Annotated in this window: 13 protein-coding genes and 1 tRNA gene; 10 read left to right on the forward strand and 4 right to left on the reverse strand. The window is 69.1% G+C overall.

The window, feature by feature from the left end; genetic code table 11:
• Positions 1–61 precede the first annotated feature (61 nt).
• Entirely contained in the window at positions 62–1,270 is a 1,209-nt protein-coding gene (locus tag CE453_RS28115) for an MFS transporter (RefSeq protein ID WP_089177595.1), read from the forward strand.
• Positions 1,271–1,323: 53 nt separating this feature from the next.
• On the opposite strand, the gene CE453_RS28120 is transcribed toward CE453_RS28115, so the two are convergent.
• Together CE453_RS28120 and CE453_RS28125 are read right to left on the reverse strand one after the other, a co-directional pair.
• Positions 1,324–1,399 (reverse strand) — tRNA-Ala (locus tag CE453_RS28120).
• Positions 1,400–1,567: 168 nt separating this feature from the next.
• Positions 1,568–1,960 carry a TIGR02300 family protein gene (locus tag CE453_RS28125; protein ID WP_089177596.1) on the reverse strand — a complete coding sequence of 131 codons (393 nt, stop codon included), beginning with the start codon at positions 1,958–1,960 and terminating at the stop codon, positions 1,568–1,570.
• Between the two features lie 234 nt (positions 1,961–2,194).
• On the opposite strand from CE453_RS28125, the gene aroA reads away from it, so the two are divergent.
• The 3 genes from aroA (at position 2,195) to CE453_RS28140 (ending at position 5,115) form a co-directional block, all read left to right on the forward strand.
• Positions 2,195–3,538: a 3-phosphoshikimate 1-carboxyvinyltransferase gene (gene aroA, locus CE453_RS28130; RefSeq protein WP_089177597.1), complete on the forward strand. Its 1,344-nt coding sequence runs from the start codon at positions 2,195–2,197 to the stop codon at positions 3,536–3,538.
• Positions 3,535–4,182 carry a (d)CMP kinase gene (locus CE453_RS28135; protein ID WP_089177598.1) on the forward strand — a complete coding sequence of 216 codons (648 nt, stop codon included), beginning with the start codon at positions 3,535–3,537 and terminating at the stop codon, positions 4,180–4,182. The genes aroA and CE453_RS28135 overlap by 4 nt, the downstream gene beginning before the upstream one ends.
• A 126-nt stretch (positions 4,183–4,308) precedes the next feature.
• Positions 4,309–5,115 (forward strand): DUF1194 domain-containing protein, encoded by an 807-nt coding sequence (locus CE453_RS28140; protein ID WP_089178199.1) that lies wholly within the window; start codon positions 4,309–4,311, stop codon positions 5,113–5,115.
• 9 nt (positions 5,116–5,124) lie between these two features.
• On the opposite strand, the gene hrpB is transcribed toward CE453_RS28140, so the two are convergent.
• Positions 5,125–7,629, reverse strand: coding sequence for an ATP-dependent helicase HrpB (hrpB, locus tag CE453_RS28145; protein WP_089177599.1), 2,505 nt, complete (start codon positions 7,627–7,629; stop codon positions 5,125–5,127).
• A 78-nt stretch (positions 7,630–7,707) separates the two neighbouring features.
• Between hrpB and trpA the strand changes: the two genes are divergently transcribed.
• The 6 genes from trpA to CE453_RS28175 all read left to right on the forward strand — a co-directional run bounded on the left by trpA (position 7,708) and on the right by CE453_RS28175 (position 13,078).
• Positions 7,708–8,553 carry a tryptophan synthase subunit alpha gene (gene trpA / locus CE453_RS28150; RefSeq protein WP_089177600.1) on the forward strand — a complete coding sequence of 282 codons (846 nt, stop codon included), beginning with the start codon at positions 7,708–7,710 and terminating at the stop codon, positions 8,551–8,553.
• A 121-nt stretch (positions 8,554–8,674) separates the two neighbouring features.
• Positions 8,675–9,574 carry an acetyl-CoA carboxylase, carboxyltransferase subunit beta gene (gene accD, locus CE453_RS28155; RefSeq protein ID WP_089177601.1) on the forward strand — a complete coding sequence of 300 codons (900 nt, stop codon included), beginning with the start codon at positions 8,675–8,677 and terminating at the stop codon, positions 9,572–9,574.
• 30 nt (positions 9,575–9,604) lie between these two features.
• Positions 9,605–10,927 carry a bifunctional folylpolyglutamate synthase/dihydrofolate synthase gene (locus CE453_RS28160; protein ID WP_089177602.1) on the forward strand — a complete coding sequence of 441 codons (1,323 nt, stop codon included), beginning with the start codon at positions 9,605–9,607 and terminating at the stop codon, positions 10,925–10,927.
• A 47-nt stretch (positions 10,928–10,974) separates the two neighbouring features.
• A complete protein-coding gene (locus CE453_RS28165) occupies positions 10,975–11,394 on the forward strand; it encodes a hypothetical protein (RefSeq protein WP_089177603.1) in 420 nt (139 codons plus the stop codon).
• A gap of 19 nt (positions 11,395–11,413) precedes the next feature.
• Positions 11,414–12,256: an aldo/keto reductase gene (locus CE453_RS28170; RefSeq protein WP_089177604.1), complete on the forward strand. Its 843-nt coding sequence runs from the start codon at positions 11,414–11,416 to the stop codon at positions 12,254–12,256.
• Positions 12,257–12,388: 132 nt separating this feature from the next.
• Positions 12,389–13,078, forward strand: a complete 690-nt coding sequence (locus CE453_RS28175) for a L,D-transpeptidase (protein WP_089177605.1) — start codon at positions 12,389–12,391, stop codon at positions 13,076–13,078.
• Here the strand turns inward: CE453_RS28175 and CE453_RS28180 are convergent.
• A complete protein-coding gene (locus CE453_RS28180; RefSeq protein ID WP_157733241.1) occupies positions 13,075–13,965 on the reverse strand; it encodes an aldose epimerase family protein in 891 nt (296 codons plus the stop codon). The genes CE453_RS28175 and CE453_RS28180 overlap by 4 nt on opposite strands.
• Positions 13,966–14,037 lie beyond the last annotated feature (72 nt).

Genomic DNA, 14,037 nt, shown 5'->3' on the forward strand with positions numbered 1-14,037 from the left:
CATGCGGCCGGCGCTCGAACCGCCGCATCGGGGCGATGTGCGGTCCATCCCGGAGAGTACGATGAACCGTTCCTATCGCTGGGTGATCGTCGCCGCGGGCGGCCTGCTGGGCTGTGTCGCGGTCGGCGCCATGTTCTCGCTACCCGTCTTCCTGCGCCCGATGGCGCAGGATACCGGCTGGTCCGTCACCGGCATCTCCACGGCGATGACGATCGGCTTCCTCGCCATGGCTGCCGCCAGCATGATCTGGGGCAATCTGTCCGACCGCTTCGGGCCGCGCCCGGTGGTGCTCACCGGGTCGATCGTGCTGTCCGCGAGCCTCGCGCTCGCCAGCCGAGCCGATTCGCTGATCGCGTTCCAGCTCCTGTTCGGTCTTCTCGTCGGCGGGGCGACGGCCGCGGTCTTCGCGCCGATGATGGCCTGCGTCACCGGCTGGTTCGACACGCAGCGGGGGCTGGCCGTCTCGCTCGTCTCGGCCGGCATGGGTATGGCGCCGATGACCATGGCGCCGCTCGCGGCCTGGCTGGTCACTGTCCATGACTGGCGCGGCTCGATGCTGATCATCGCCGGCATCGCAGCCGCCCTGATGATTCCGGCCGCGCTCCTGGTGCGTCGGCCGCCCGCGCTCGAAGCCGGGCCGGGCGAGATGGCGGCAGATGGGCCGTCCTCGGAGATGACCGTTGGACAGGCGGTGCGCTCGCCACAGTTCGTGATCCTGATGCTGGCGAACTTCTTCTGCTGCGCCACCCATTCCGGCCCGATCTTCCATACGGTGAGCTATGCCGTGACCTGCGGCATCCCGATGATCGCGGCCGTGTCGATCTACAGTCTCGAGGGGTTCGCCGGCATGTTCGGCCGGCTCGGCTTCGGCCTGGCGGGAGACCGATTCGGCGCGCAGCGCGTCCTCGTCATCGGGCTCATGGCGCAGGCTTTCGGCGTGCTGGCCTATGCCTTCGTCGACCGGCTCGAGGGCTTCTATGCCGTGGCCGTGGTCGTCGGCTTCCTCTACGCCGGGACGATGCCGCTCTACGCGCTGATCATCCGCGAGAATTTCCCGCTGAGAATGATGGGCACGATCATCGGCGGCACGGCGATGGCCGGAAGCCTCGGCATGTCGACCGGCCCGTTGATCGGGGGCCTGATCTACGATCGCTTCAACAGCTACGCGCCGCTCTATGTCGGCTCCTGGGGCATGGGGCTGACGGCCATGCTGATCCTGATGACATTCCGGCCGTTCCCGAGGACGCAAGCCGCGATGGTGCCGGCGTAGCGCGCCGCAGCCATTTTGTCACAGCTTCTGCCGGATCATGATCTGGGGGGAGATGGTGGAGCCAGGCGGAATCGAACCGCCGACCTCTTGAATGCCATTCAAGCGCTCTCCCAACTGAGCTATGGCCCCACGCGTCACGACCGAGTTGGGATCGGCCGTCAAATCGGACTTTTCAAACCGCCTCGGCGGTTCCGGTCCGGGCCGCCTGCCGGCGACGCAGCGCTCTATAGGCGGCCCGGGCTGAAGACACAAGCGCCTAATGTCGCTTTGTCGTCATCTTTTTTTCAGGGGCGAGGATCAGTTGTCCTCGTCACCCTCGATGTCGCCATCGATCAGGTCGGAGACGTCGTCGTCGCCTTCCTCATCCTCCTCGAGGAAGGTGTCGTCCTCGTCGTCGCCGCCGACGTCCTCGACCTCGATATCGTCCTCGCTGGTGACGACGGTGTCCTTCTCCGACGCCTCGGCATCGGCTTCGTCGAGCGAGACGAGCTCGACCGCGCCATCGGCGGCCTCGGTCTCGTCCTCGTCCTCGGCCTCAGGCTTGCTGGGAGCCTTCGCCTGCGGCTCGAACATCGAGCGCGGGTAGGCTTGCCCCGTATAGGGGGAGACGATCGGATCCTTGTCCAGATCGTAAAATTTGCGGCCCGTGACCGGGCAAACGCGCTTCGTTCCGAGTTCCGGTTTCGCCACTGCGTCGGACCCTTCAACCGTTCATGTTCTGAAAAGCAGGGGCGTCCGTTAGTCGGGGCGCGCGGCGCTGTCAAATACTCATTTGCGCAACCCGCCCCATGGCCGCAAGCATGGGCCCGATTCGCAAGGCTCCGGAGCCCGCATCGGTACCGCATTGGCTTGCCGTGCGCGGGCATGCTACGGCCTGCCCCGGTCCATCCCGCACGAGCTTCGAGAAGCGAGAAGCAAGCGCCTGTGTCGCACGATCACGAGCCTGCCCCCCTCACCGCCCGCGCCGGCGGCCCGCTCAAGGGTCGCGTCCGCGTGCCCGGCGACAAGTCGATCTCCCATCGGGCCATGATCTTCGGGCTGCTGGCGATCGGCGAGACCAGGGTCAGCGGGCTGCTCGAGGGCGAGGACGTGATGCGCACCGCCGCGGCCGCACGCACGCTCGGCGCCGTCGTCCATCATGACGGGCCAGGCAGCTGGCGGGTACAGGGCGTCGGTGTGGGAGGCCTGCACCAACCGGAGGACATCCTCGATTTCGGCAATGCCGGGACGGGCTCGCGGCTGATGATGGGCGTCTGCGGCTCTCATCCCATCACCACGACCTTCGACGGCGACGCCTCGCTGCGCAAGCGGCCGATGCGGCGCATCCTCGATCCGCTCGAGCAGATGGGCACGCTCGTCGTCTCGCAGCAGGAAGGCGGACGCGTGCCGCTGACGCTGCGCGGCCCGCAGGAGGCGATTCCGATCGTCTATCGACCGCCGGTCGCCTCGGCCCAGATCAAGTCCGCCGTGCTGCTCGCCGGCCTCGCCGCACCGGGCGAAACCACCGTGATCGAGGCGGAGGCGACGCGCGACCACACCGAGACGATGCTGGCCCATTTCGGCGCCGAGGTGACGGTGACGCCGGAAGGCGCGCATGGCAGGCGCATCGTGCTGAAGGGCCAGCCCGAATTGCAGGCGGCGCCGATCGTGGTGCCGGCCGACCCCTCTTCCGCCGCCTTTCCGCTGGTGGCCGGCCTCATCGTGCCGGGTTCCGACATCCTGCTCGAAAGCGTGATGACCAACCCGCTGCGTTCGGGTCTGCTGACGACGCTGATCGAGATGGGCGCCGACATCACGGTCGAGCGCGAGGCCAACGAGGGCGGCGAGACCGTCGCCGACCTGCGCATCCGCGCTTCGCAGCTCAAAGGCGTGACGGTGCCGCCGGAACGTGCACCCTCGATGATCGACGAGTATCCGGTGCTGGCGGTCGCGGCCGCCTTCGCGACGGGCACGACGCGGATGCGCGGCCTGCAGGAATTGCGCGTCAAGGAATCGGACCGCCTCGCCGCGGTCGAGGCCGGGCTGAGGACAGCCGGCGTGACCTGCGCGATCGAGGGCGACGACCTGGTCGTCGAGGGCTCGGGCGGCGCGCCGGTGCCTGGCGGGGGACCGATCGCGACCCATCTCGACCATCGCATCGCCATGAGCTTCCTCGTCATGGGGCTTGCGACCCGGCAGCCCGTCATGGTCGATGATGCTCTGATGATCGCTACCAGCTTCCCGAGCTTCGTCTCGCTGATGAACGGTCTCGGAGGCCGGATCGCATGAGCCCGGCCAAGGGGACCCTCGTCATCGCCGTCGACGGCCCGGCCGCCTCCGGCAAGGGCACGCTGGCGAAGCGGCTCGCGGCCCATTACGGCCTGCCCTGCCTCGACACCGGCCTGCTCTATCGCATGGTTGCGCGCGCGATGCTCGATGCCGGGCACGACATCCAGGATGCCGTAGCGGCCGAGTACATCGTCGGCAGCTTCGACGAGACCGGCTTCCCCGAGGAGCGCCTGCGCGGCCGCGAGATCGGCGAGGCGGCCTCTGTCGTCGCCGCGATGCCGGCGGTGCGGGCGGGGCTGCTGGCCCGGCAGCGGCGATTCGCGGCGCAGCCAGGCGGGGCCGTGCTCGACGGGCGCGACATCGGCACGGTGATCTGCCCCGACGCGCCGGCCAAGCTCTTCGTTACCGCGACGCCTGAAGTACGGGCGGCGCGGCGGCACAAGGAGCTCCTCGGGCGTGGCGAGACGGTCAGCTTCGAAAGCATCCTCGCCGATATCCGCCGCCGCGATGCGCGCGATTCGGGCCGCAGCGACGCGCCGCTCAAGGCTGCGGAGGATGCCGTGATCCTCGACACCTCGGCGCTGACGATCGCGGAGGTGGTCGCCGCCGCGATCGCGATCGTCGAGCGCCGCCGCGCGGCCTGAGGCGCCGCCCTCCACCTATCCTCGCGAAATCGCTATCGAAACCGGATCGCGATCCCCGGTTTTCGGCCTTGGCCTCGCCCGCAAGCGGGCGCACACTCGCGCCGCGACAGGATGACGGAGGTGGCGATGCGGCGCTGGCTGTACGGTCTCTCGAGCCTGGCAGCGGCGGCCCTGTGGAGCCATGCCGCGCCGAATGCGCAGCCGGCGAATCCTCCGCCGGAAGAGGTCGACGTCGCGCTCGTGCTGGCGGTCGACGTCTCCTACTCGATGGATCTCGACGAGCTTGCCCTGCAGCGCAACGGCTATATCGAGGCCTTCCGCTCGAAGCAGTTGCAGGACGCCATCGTCAACGGCGCGATCGGCAAGATCGCGGTGACCTATTTCGAATGGGCCGGCGGCCACTTCCAGTATGTCGTCCGCCCCTGGAAGATCATCGACAGCCCGGCCGCAGCCAATGCCTTCGCCGAGGAACTGGGCGAGGCTCCGACGCGGCGGGGCCGGCGCACCTCGATCTCGGGCGCGATCGACCTCGGCGTGCAATTGCTCGAACAGTCCAACGTCACGACGATCCGCCGCGTCATCGACATCTCCGGCGACGGCGCCAACAATGACGGGCGCCCCGTCACCACTGCCCGCGACGAGGCCGGCGCCAAGGGCATCGCCATCAACGGGCTGCCGGTGATGCTGAAGCAGGCCGGCTATTTCGACATCGACAACCTCGACGTCTACTACAAGGACTGTGTCGTCACCGGGATCGGCGCCTTCGTCATTCCGATCCGCGAGAAACACCAGTTCGTCGAGGCGACGCGCACCAAGCTGCTGCGCGAGATCGCGGCTCTGCCGCCGGAGGCGACGATCCAGAAAGCGCAGGCGACGAATCCGGCCACATGCCTTGCCGGCGAACGGCAATGGCGCGAGCGGATGGGGAATTGACGGCAGACCTCAGGTCCCGCGCGGCTTGGCCCGCGTCGTCGGTGCAGCGGCTGCGGGATCGTCCGGCCAGAGATGGCGCGGATAGCGGCCCTTCATCTCGGATTTCACCGCGGCCCAGGAGCCGCGCCAGAAGCCGGGCAGATCGCGCGTCACCTGGATCGGCCGATGCGCCGGCGAGAGCAATTCGAGCACCAGCGGCACGCGCCCGCCGGCCAGCGCCGGATGGATCGCCAGCCCGTAGAGTTCCTGCACGCGCACGGAAATGGTCGGGCCGGCCTCGGCAGCGTAGTCGACCGCAAGCGAGGAGCCGGTCGGCGCGGTGAAATGGGTCGGCGCCTCGGCGTCGAGCCGACGCTTCATGTCCCAGGGCACCAGGCTCGCCAGGGCCGAATCGAGATCGGATGGCTGGATCGCGCCGACGGAAGCCCGGCCGATGATGTGCGGCGCCAGCCAGAGCTCCGGTTCCTGCGCCAGACCATCATCCGAAAGATCGGGCCAGCCCTGCTCGGGCTCGGCCCTGCGCAGGAAGGCGGCTCGCTCGCGCAGCTGGTTCTGCGCCCTAGTCCAGGGCAGGAGGCCGATGCCCAGCGAGGCGATGCCTTTCGCCAAGGCGTCGGCGTTCTCAACAGTGTCCGCCACCGGCAAGGGCCGCTCCGCCAGCGACAACGCGCCGTAGCGGCGCACCGCCCGAACACGCAGGGCGCGCGAGGTCCGGTCGAAGCCCGTCTCCTCGCGCTCGACGATGGCATAGGGCGCGAGACCATGGGCGACCAGTACACCGATTTCGGCCTCGGTGACGGCGGCGGCCGCCATGATCCGGGCCTGCTGGGCCGCGCCCGTCATCTCGGCCACGACGATATGGGGCTCGCGCGCCAGGCGCTGTGAGGTTTCGAGCGCCCCGCCGCGGCCATTGGCGAGAAGATACTGGCCGGAACCGGGGCTGCGTGCCTTCGCGACCCGGTCGGGATAGGCGAAGGCCAGCAGCAGGCCGGGCGAGAACGGCGCCTCGGCGGAGTTTCGGTCCTGCCGGGCATGGCGCTCGGCCGCGTGGGCCCAGCCTTCGGCGAGGCGGCGCATGTCGCCGGCGCGGCCGCCGCGTTCGCGGGCGAAGCGTTCGAGCCGCTCGGCCAGATCGATCGCATCGCCGCCAAGACCGCGCTCGACCAATACGGCAGCGAGATCGGCGGCGGCGCCGGCCTGCCCGAAACGGGCGGCGGCCACGATCATGCGGGCGAGGCGCGGCGGCAGAGGCAAGGCCTGCAGGGCGCGCCCGTCCGAGGTGATGCGGCCGTCGGCATCGAGCGCCCCGATCGCCGCCAGCAAGCTGCGCGCCTCCTTCAGGGCGGGAGCCGGCGGCGGGTCGAGGAAGGTCAGAGTCGTCGGATCGGCAACGCCCCAGGCGGCGCAGTCGAGCAATAACGGGCTCAGATCCGCAGAGAGGATCTCCGGCCGGGCGAAGGGCTCGAGGGCGCCGGTCGCGGCCTCATCCCAGAGCCGGTAGCAGACGCCCGGCTCGGTCCGACCCGCGCGGCCGCGGCGCTGGTCGGCGGCGGCGCGGCTGACGCGGCGGGTCTCCAGCCGCGTCACACCGATGTCGGGCTCGTAGACCGGCACGCGGGCGAGGCCGGAATCGATGACGACGCGCACGCCCTCGATGGTCAGCGAGGTCTCGGCGATGGCCGTGGCGAGCACGATCTTGCGCTTGCCGGCGGATGTCGGCAGCACGGCCCGGTCCTGCTCGCGCTGATCGAGCGCACCGTAGAGCGGGGCGATCTCGACCGAAGGGTCACGCAGCCTTTCGCGCAGGCGCTCCTCGACACGCCGGATCTCGCCCTGCCCCGGCAGGAAGACAAGCTGCGAGCCCGGCTGCTCGTTCAGCGCCAGCAGCACCGTTTCCGTGACCTGGTCCTCGATCCGCTTCAGCGGATCGCGGCTGCGATAGCGCGTCTCGATCGGGAAAGCGCGCCCCTCGCTCTCGATCACCGGCGCATCGCCGAGCAGTTTCGCGATCCGCGCGCCATCGAGCGTCGCCGACATCACGAGGATGCGCAGATCCTCGCGCAGGCCGCCCTGCGCGTCGAGCGCCAGCGCCAGCCCGAAATCGGCGTCGAGCGAGCGTTCATGAAACTCGTCGAAGAGCACCGCCGCGACGCCCTCCAGCGCAGGATCGTCGAGGATCATGCGGGCGAAAACGCCCTCGGTGACGACTTCGATGCGGGTCTTCGGGCCGATCTTCGAGCCGAGACGCACGCGCAGGCCGACCGTCTCGCCAACCTGCTCGCCCAATGTCTGCGCCATACGATTGGCCGCGCCCCGCGCGGCGAGCCGACGCGGCTCGAGCAGGATCAGCTTGCCACCCTTCGTCCAGGGCTCGTCGAGCAGGGCGAGCGGCACGCGGGTGGTCTTGCCGGCGCCGGGCGGAGCGACGAGCACGGCGTTCGAACGCGCCCGCAGGGATGCGGCGAGATCGCCGAGGACGGCGTCGATGGGCAGGGCGGTGTCGAAGGCGCGCATGTCCGGCCGATGTGGCGCAGGCTTGGCCCGCGCGCAAGCCACTCGCCAGCCCGCGTGCATCATGCTAACCGCAGGCGCATGAACGACACCGGCCAGACCCGTATCCAGAACCGCTTCCAGGCTTGCGCCCACGAAGGGCGGGCCGCGCTCGTGACCTTCGTCACGGCAGGCGACCCTGATTTCGAGACCGCGAGCGCCATTCTCGCGGCCCTGCCCGCGGCCGGCGCCGACGTGATCGAGCTCGGCGTGCCCTTCACCGACCCGATGGCGGACGGCATCCCGGTGCAGCTCGCCGGGCAGCGCGCGCTGAAGGCCGGGCAGACGCTCAGGAAGACGCTCGCCATGGTCGAGAGCTTCCGCAAGGCCGGCCACGACACGCCGATCGTGCTGATGGGCTACTACAACCCGATCTACGCCTATGGCGTCGAGCCCTTCCTGGCCGAGGCGCGCCGCGTCGGCGTCGACGGGCTGATCGTCGTCGACCTGCCGCCGGAGGAGGATGCCGAACTCTGCCTGCCGGCGCTCGAGGCCGGCGTCTCCTTCATCCGCCTCGCCACGCCGACGACCGATGACAAGCGCCTGCCCAAGGTGCTGCAGAACACCTCCGGTTTCGTCTATTACGTCTCGATGACCGGCGTGACCGGCGGCGCCATCGCCGATTACGGCGCGGTGGGCGACGCCGTCGCCCGTATCAAGCGCCACACCGACCTGCCCGTGGCCGTCGGCTTCGGCGTCAAGACCGCGGCCGATGCGGCTGCCATCGCCAAGGGCGCGGACGGTGTCGTCGTCGGCTCGGCCCTTGTCGAGCGCGTCCGCCTTTCGCTCGATGATCAGGGCAAGGCCACGGAAAAGACCGTTTCGGCTGTCACCTCGCTGGTGGCCGAGCTCGCGCAGGGCGTGCGCTCGGTCGCGAAGGCAGCCTGAACACACCAACGAGGTCTTCCGCCGACGAAATCCTTGCCAAGAGGGTCTTTGCCGGCGAAAAGCCGATCCCCATCTCTCGCCGGGCGGTGCGTGCCGCCGCAGGCCCATCAGGGATGATCCGATGAACTGGATTTCCGAAGTCGTCCGGCCGCGCATCAAGACGCTGTTCAAGCGTGAGACGCCGGAGAATCTCTGGATCAAATGCCCCGATTCCGGGCAGATGGTCTTCCACAAGGATGTCGAGGCCAATGGCTACGTCATCCCCGGCTCCGAGCATCATATGCGCGTCACCGCGCCGGAGCGGCTGCGGCTGACCTTCGACGAAGGCAAGTGGCTCGATGTCGCGCTGCCCGAAGTCACGATCGACCCGCTCAAGTTCCGCGACGAGAAGCGCTATCTCGACCGGCTGAAGGACGCCCGCGCCAAGACCGGCGCGCAGGACGCCTTCAAGGTCGGCTACGGCCGGGTCAAGGGCCTGCCGATGACCATCGCCGTGCAGGACTTCCATTTCATGGGCGGCTCGCTCGGCATGGCCGCGGGCGAGGCGTTCATCAAGGGTGCCGAGACGGCCCTCGAGAAGAAGACGCCCTATGTCGTGTTCGCGGCCTCGGGCGGCGCGCGCATGCAGGAGGGCATCCTCTCGCTGATGCAGCTGCCGCGCACCACCGTCGCGATCCGGCGCCTGCGCGCGGCCGGCCTGCCCTATTTCGTCGTTCTAACCAACCCGACCACGGGTGGCGTCACCGCCTCCTATGCCATGCTGGGCGACATCCACATCGCCGAGCCCGGCGCGCTGATCGGCTTCGCCGGGCCGCGCGTGATCGAGCAGACCATCCGCGAGAAGCTGCCGGACGGCTTCCAGCGCTCGGAATATCTCAAGGATCACGGTATGGTCGACATGGTGGTGCATCGCCGCGACCTGCCGGAAACGCTGGCGCGCCTTGGCCGTCTGCTGACCAGGCAGCCGGCCAGCGAAGCGGCAAAGGCCGCGCCGCCGCAGCCGGTCGCCGAAGCGGTCTGAGGGCAGCTTTCGCCGGGGAGCGCGCGCTTCATGGGGTCTTCCGACACGCTGCTGGCGCGCTTCATGGCGCTGCACCCCAAGCTGATCGACCTCTCGCTCGGCCGAATCCTGACCCTGCTGGAGCGGCTGGGCGATCCGCACAAGCGCCTGCCGCCGGTGATCCACGTCGCCGGCACCAACGGCAAGGGCTCGACCATCGCCTTCATGCGGGCGATCCTCGAAGCAGCCGGACTTTCGGTGCATGTCTACATCTCGCCGCATCTGGTGCGCTTCCATGAACGCATCCGCCTCGGCGCGCCCGGCGGCGGGCGCTTCGTCGAGGAAGACCGGCTGGTCGAGGCGCTGGAGCGCTGCGAGGCCGCCAATGCCGGCGACCCGATCACCTTCTTCGAGATGACGACCGCAGCCGGGCTCCTGCTCTTCGCCGAGAATCCGGCCGACGTGCTGCTGCTGGAGGTCGGGCTCGGCGGGCGCTTCGACGCCACCAACGTCATCGCTCACCCGGCCTGCACGGTGGTAACACCGGTCTCGCTCGATCATTCCGAATATCTCGGCGACACGGTCACCAAGATCGCCGGCGAGAAGGCCGGCATCTTCAAGCGCGGCGCACCGGCCGTGATCGCGCCGCAGGAGCCGGAGCCGACCGCGGTGCTGGAAGCGGCGGCCGAGCGTGCCGGCGCCTCGAAGATCCTGATCGGCGCGCAGGACTTCAACGTTCATGAGGCCGGCGGACGGCTGGTCTACGAGGATCAGGACGGACTGCTCGACCTGCCGCTGCCGCGGCTTGCGGGACGCCACCAGCATATCAATGCGGGCACGGCGATCGCGGCGCTTCGCGCCGCCGGCTATGGCGGCCTGCCGGTCAGCGCCTTCGAGGACGGCATGCGCAACGCCGACTGGCCGGCACGGCTGCAGCGGCTCTCGCGCGGACATCTTGCCGAACTCGTTCCGGAGCGCGCCGAACTCTGGCTCGACGGCGGGCATAACCCCGATGGCGGGCGCGTGCTGGCGCAGGCGATGGCCGATCTCGCCGACCGCAACCCGGCGCCGCTGGTGATGATCGCGGGCCTGCTCTCGACCAAGGATGCCGCCGCCACGCTCGGCCATTTCAAGGGGCTGGCGCAGATGCTCTACGCCGTGCCGATCCAGAATTCGCTCGTCGCCCGCCCGGCCGAGGAGGTCGCGGAAGCGGCGCGCGGAAGCGGCCTGCAGGCAGAAGCCGCGAGCTCGGTCGAACAGGCGCTGCGGACCATCGCCGCGCGCGACTGGCCGGCGCCGCCACGCATCCTGATCTGCGGCTCGCTGTATCTGGCGGGCGAGGTGCTTTCGGCCAACGGCACGCTGCCGAGCTGAACCCGCCCTGCACCGAGGCCAGCCTGACAGACAGCGAGGAAGCGAGCATGCCCGTTCCCGGTTTGACGATCCTGGCCGCGACACTGCTGTGCGGGCTGCTCGGCGGCTGCGTCACCTCCGGCGGCACGGCCTCTCCCGACGACGGCGTCGACCGCGTGGCAGCGGGCGAGCCGACCGTCATGCAGCAGACCTACATGACGATGGACAAGCGTTGCCGGCCGGTAAAGCGCCCGACGGGCGTGCTGACCGAGCCGCCACGCCACGGCAAGGTCCGGATGGTGGCACGCCGCGGCAAGGCCCAGTACGGCCCGGGCGACCACCAGCATTGCGACGGCAGGATCGGACCCTCGCTCGGCTTCGAATACACCTCCCGCGGCGATTATCGCGGCCCCGACAGCTTTGGCGTGCGCGTGCGCTACAATGACGGCGAGATCCGGCATGCGCGCTTCAAGGTGGACGTCTACTGAACAGCCGGAGGCGAGCCTCATGCAACGCAGTTTCGGAGCCGGGGGGCCGGTGGTTTCCAGCATCGGCCAGGGCAGCTGGTATATCGAGCAGGGCGACCGGCGCGAGGCGATCGCCGCCCTGCAGCGCGGGCTCGATCTCGGGCTCACCCATATCGACACCGCCGAAATGTATGGCGACGGCCGCTCCGAGGCGATTATCGGCGAGGCTATCGCCGGACGGCGCAACGACGTTTTCCTCGTCTCGAAGGTGCTGCCGCACAACGCCTCGCGGCAGGGCGTGCGCGCCGCCTGCGAGCGCTCCCTGAAACATCTCAAGACCGACAGGCTCGACTGCTACCTGCTGCACTGGCGCGGACCGCACCCTTTGACCGAGACCTTCGCCGCCTTCGAGGCGCTGAAGCGGGAGGGCAAGATCCTGTCCTGGGGCGTCAGCAATTTCGACGAGGACGATCTCGACGAGGCGCTGGCTGCAGCGGGCCAGGGCAAGATCGCCTGTAACCAGGTGCTCTACCATCTGCGCGAGCGCGCCATCGAGCATGCCGTGATCCCGTGGTGCGAGCGGCACGGCGTCGCCGTCACCGCCTACAGCCCCTTCGGCCATCATGACTTCCCGGAACCGGGCAGCGCACAGGGCAAGGTCCTGGCGGAGATCGCAGCCGCCCATGGCGCGACACCGCGACAGATCGCGCTCGCCTTCCTGACGCACCGCGCTAGCGTCTTCGCGATCCCGAAAGCCGGGAGCGCCGCTCATGTCGCGGACAATGCCGGCGCGCTGAGCCTCACGCTCACGGACGATGACATCGGCCGGATCGACGCCGCTTTCCCGCGCGGCCGCAAACCATCCTCGCTGCCGATGATTTGACGCGCCACGGAAACCACGTTCCGCCTTCCCGCTTTACACGCTCCCGCCCCCGCGCTTTCCTAGAGTCAAGGGCGATGGCCGCCAGAGCTTCACGAACGCCCGCTCAACAGTCGCGTTTCTGGAGTACGGGCTATGCGTCGTGTCCTCGGCATCCTCGCCGTTCTGTTTCTCTCCGTCTTCGGGGCCGCCCAGGCCTCGGCGGGCGTCAACGTCAGGGTCGACATCGCGGCCCAGCGGATGACCGTGACGACCCCGGAGGGAGAGGTCTACGACTGGAAGATCTCCTCCGGTCGCAAGGGCTTCCGCTCGCCAAACGGCGTCTACCGGCCGACACGCCTCGAAAAGAACTGGTACTCTCGGAAATACGGCGGTGCGATGCCTCATGCCGTATTCTTCCGCGGCGGCTACGCTATCCATGGCACACCCGCGGTCGGCGCGCTCGGCCGCCCGGCCTCGCACGGCTGCATCCGGCTGCACCCCGCCAATGCGGCGAAGCTCTTCGCGCTGGTGAAGAAATACGGCGCGAGCCAGACGCGCATCGCGCTCAACGGCGCCGCGCCGGACAATCTCTCGCGCTTCGCCAAGGCTTCGACGCATAAGGGCAAGGCGGCCCATCTGGCCAAGGCGCATGGCGGCAAGGCTAAGGTCGCCAAGGCCAAGACGCATCGCAGCCATGCCGTCACCGTGGCCAAGCAGGCCCGGAGCCATGGCTGGGAAGCGGCGCGCGGCCAGATCATGCTGCGGCCGGCGCTCCCTGCGGGTGCCTATGGCTACCAGCCCTATTACCCGAGCAGCTACGGGCATGGTTCCGGCTGGCGCTAAGCCTCCAGGGCTTCCGGCGCGATTCGGATCCAGCCTTCGAGTGCCTCGCCCGGCTGCAAGCGCCTCAGCGGCATGGCGGCGCGAGCCGCCGGCTCGCTCGGCGCGCCGATGGCGTGGCTTTGCGGTTCGACACAGAGAAAATCCGCGCCGGCCGGCGCCCAGACCACCGGGCAGTCCAGGTTTCCGCTCGCGCTCAGCGTGATCGCGAGACCGGTCGAGGGCGTCTCGATCCGCGCGCTACCGTCCCAGCCGAGGAAGCTCCAGGCCGTGACGTCGTCGCGGCGGAAGAGGCTTGGCACCGTGTAGGGCCCGCCATCCGCAAAGGACTGCTGCCCGATGGCACGAAAGGCCTCGCCGAAGACGAGCGCGCCGTTCGCCCGCATCATGAGGCGCGTATCGGCGGCACAGGGAAACCAGGGATGATGGCCGATTCCGTAGGGTAGCGCCGCATCGGCCTCGTTCACGATCGAGAGCCGGATGATCATGCCGTCCTCGCCGAGCGCGATGTCCTGCCGGGCGCGGTAGCGGTAGGGGTCGGGCCCCTCCGTGCGGCGGTGTTCGAGCACGGCATGGCCGGAATCGTGCCGCAGCACCTCCCAGCCCGCCTGCCAGCCGAAACCGTGAATATTGCCGCCCGGATCATTGGGCGGAACCTGAAAACGTCGCTCGCCGTCGTCGACGATGCCGCCGAAGGCACGGTTCGCGAAAGGCAGCATCGCCCAGGTTCCGCAGAGATTCGGCACGGTCGTCGAAAGCGTCGTATCGCCGGGCGGCTTCAGCAGCGCGTGGAAGCGTCCGTCCGGCCCACGCCAATCGAGGCGCGAGACGATGCCGCCCACCTCCGGAACGATCGTGGCCTTCAGGCCGGCAGCTTCGAGCTCAAGCATCGCGTGTCCAGAATCGGAATATCCCGCGACGGAGATTCGCGCCCCGGCGCGTCGCAGACAAGCCGGCTCTTG

The organism is Bosea sp. AS-1, from assembly GCF_002220095.1.
In the GTDB taxonomy this organism is placed as follows: Bacteria; Pseudomonadota; Alphaproteobacteria; order Rhizobiales; family Beijerinckiaceae; genus Allobosea.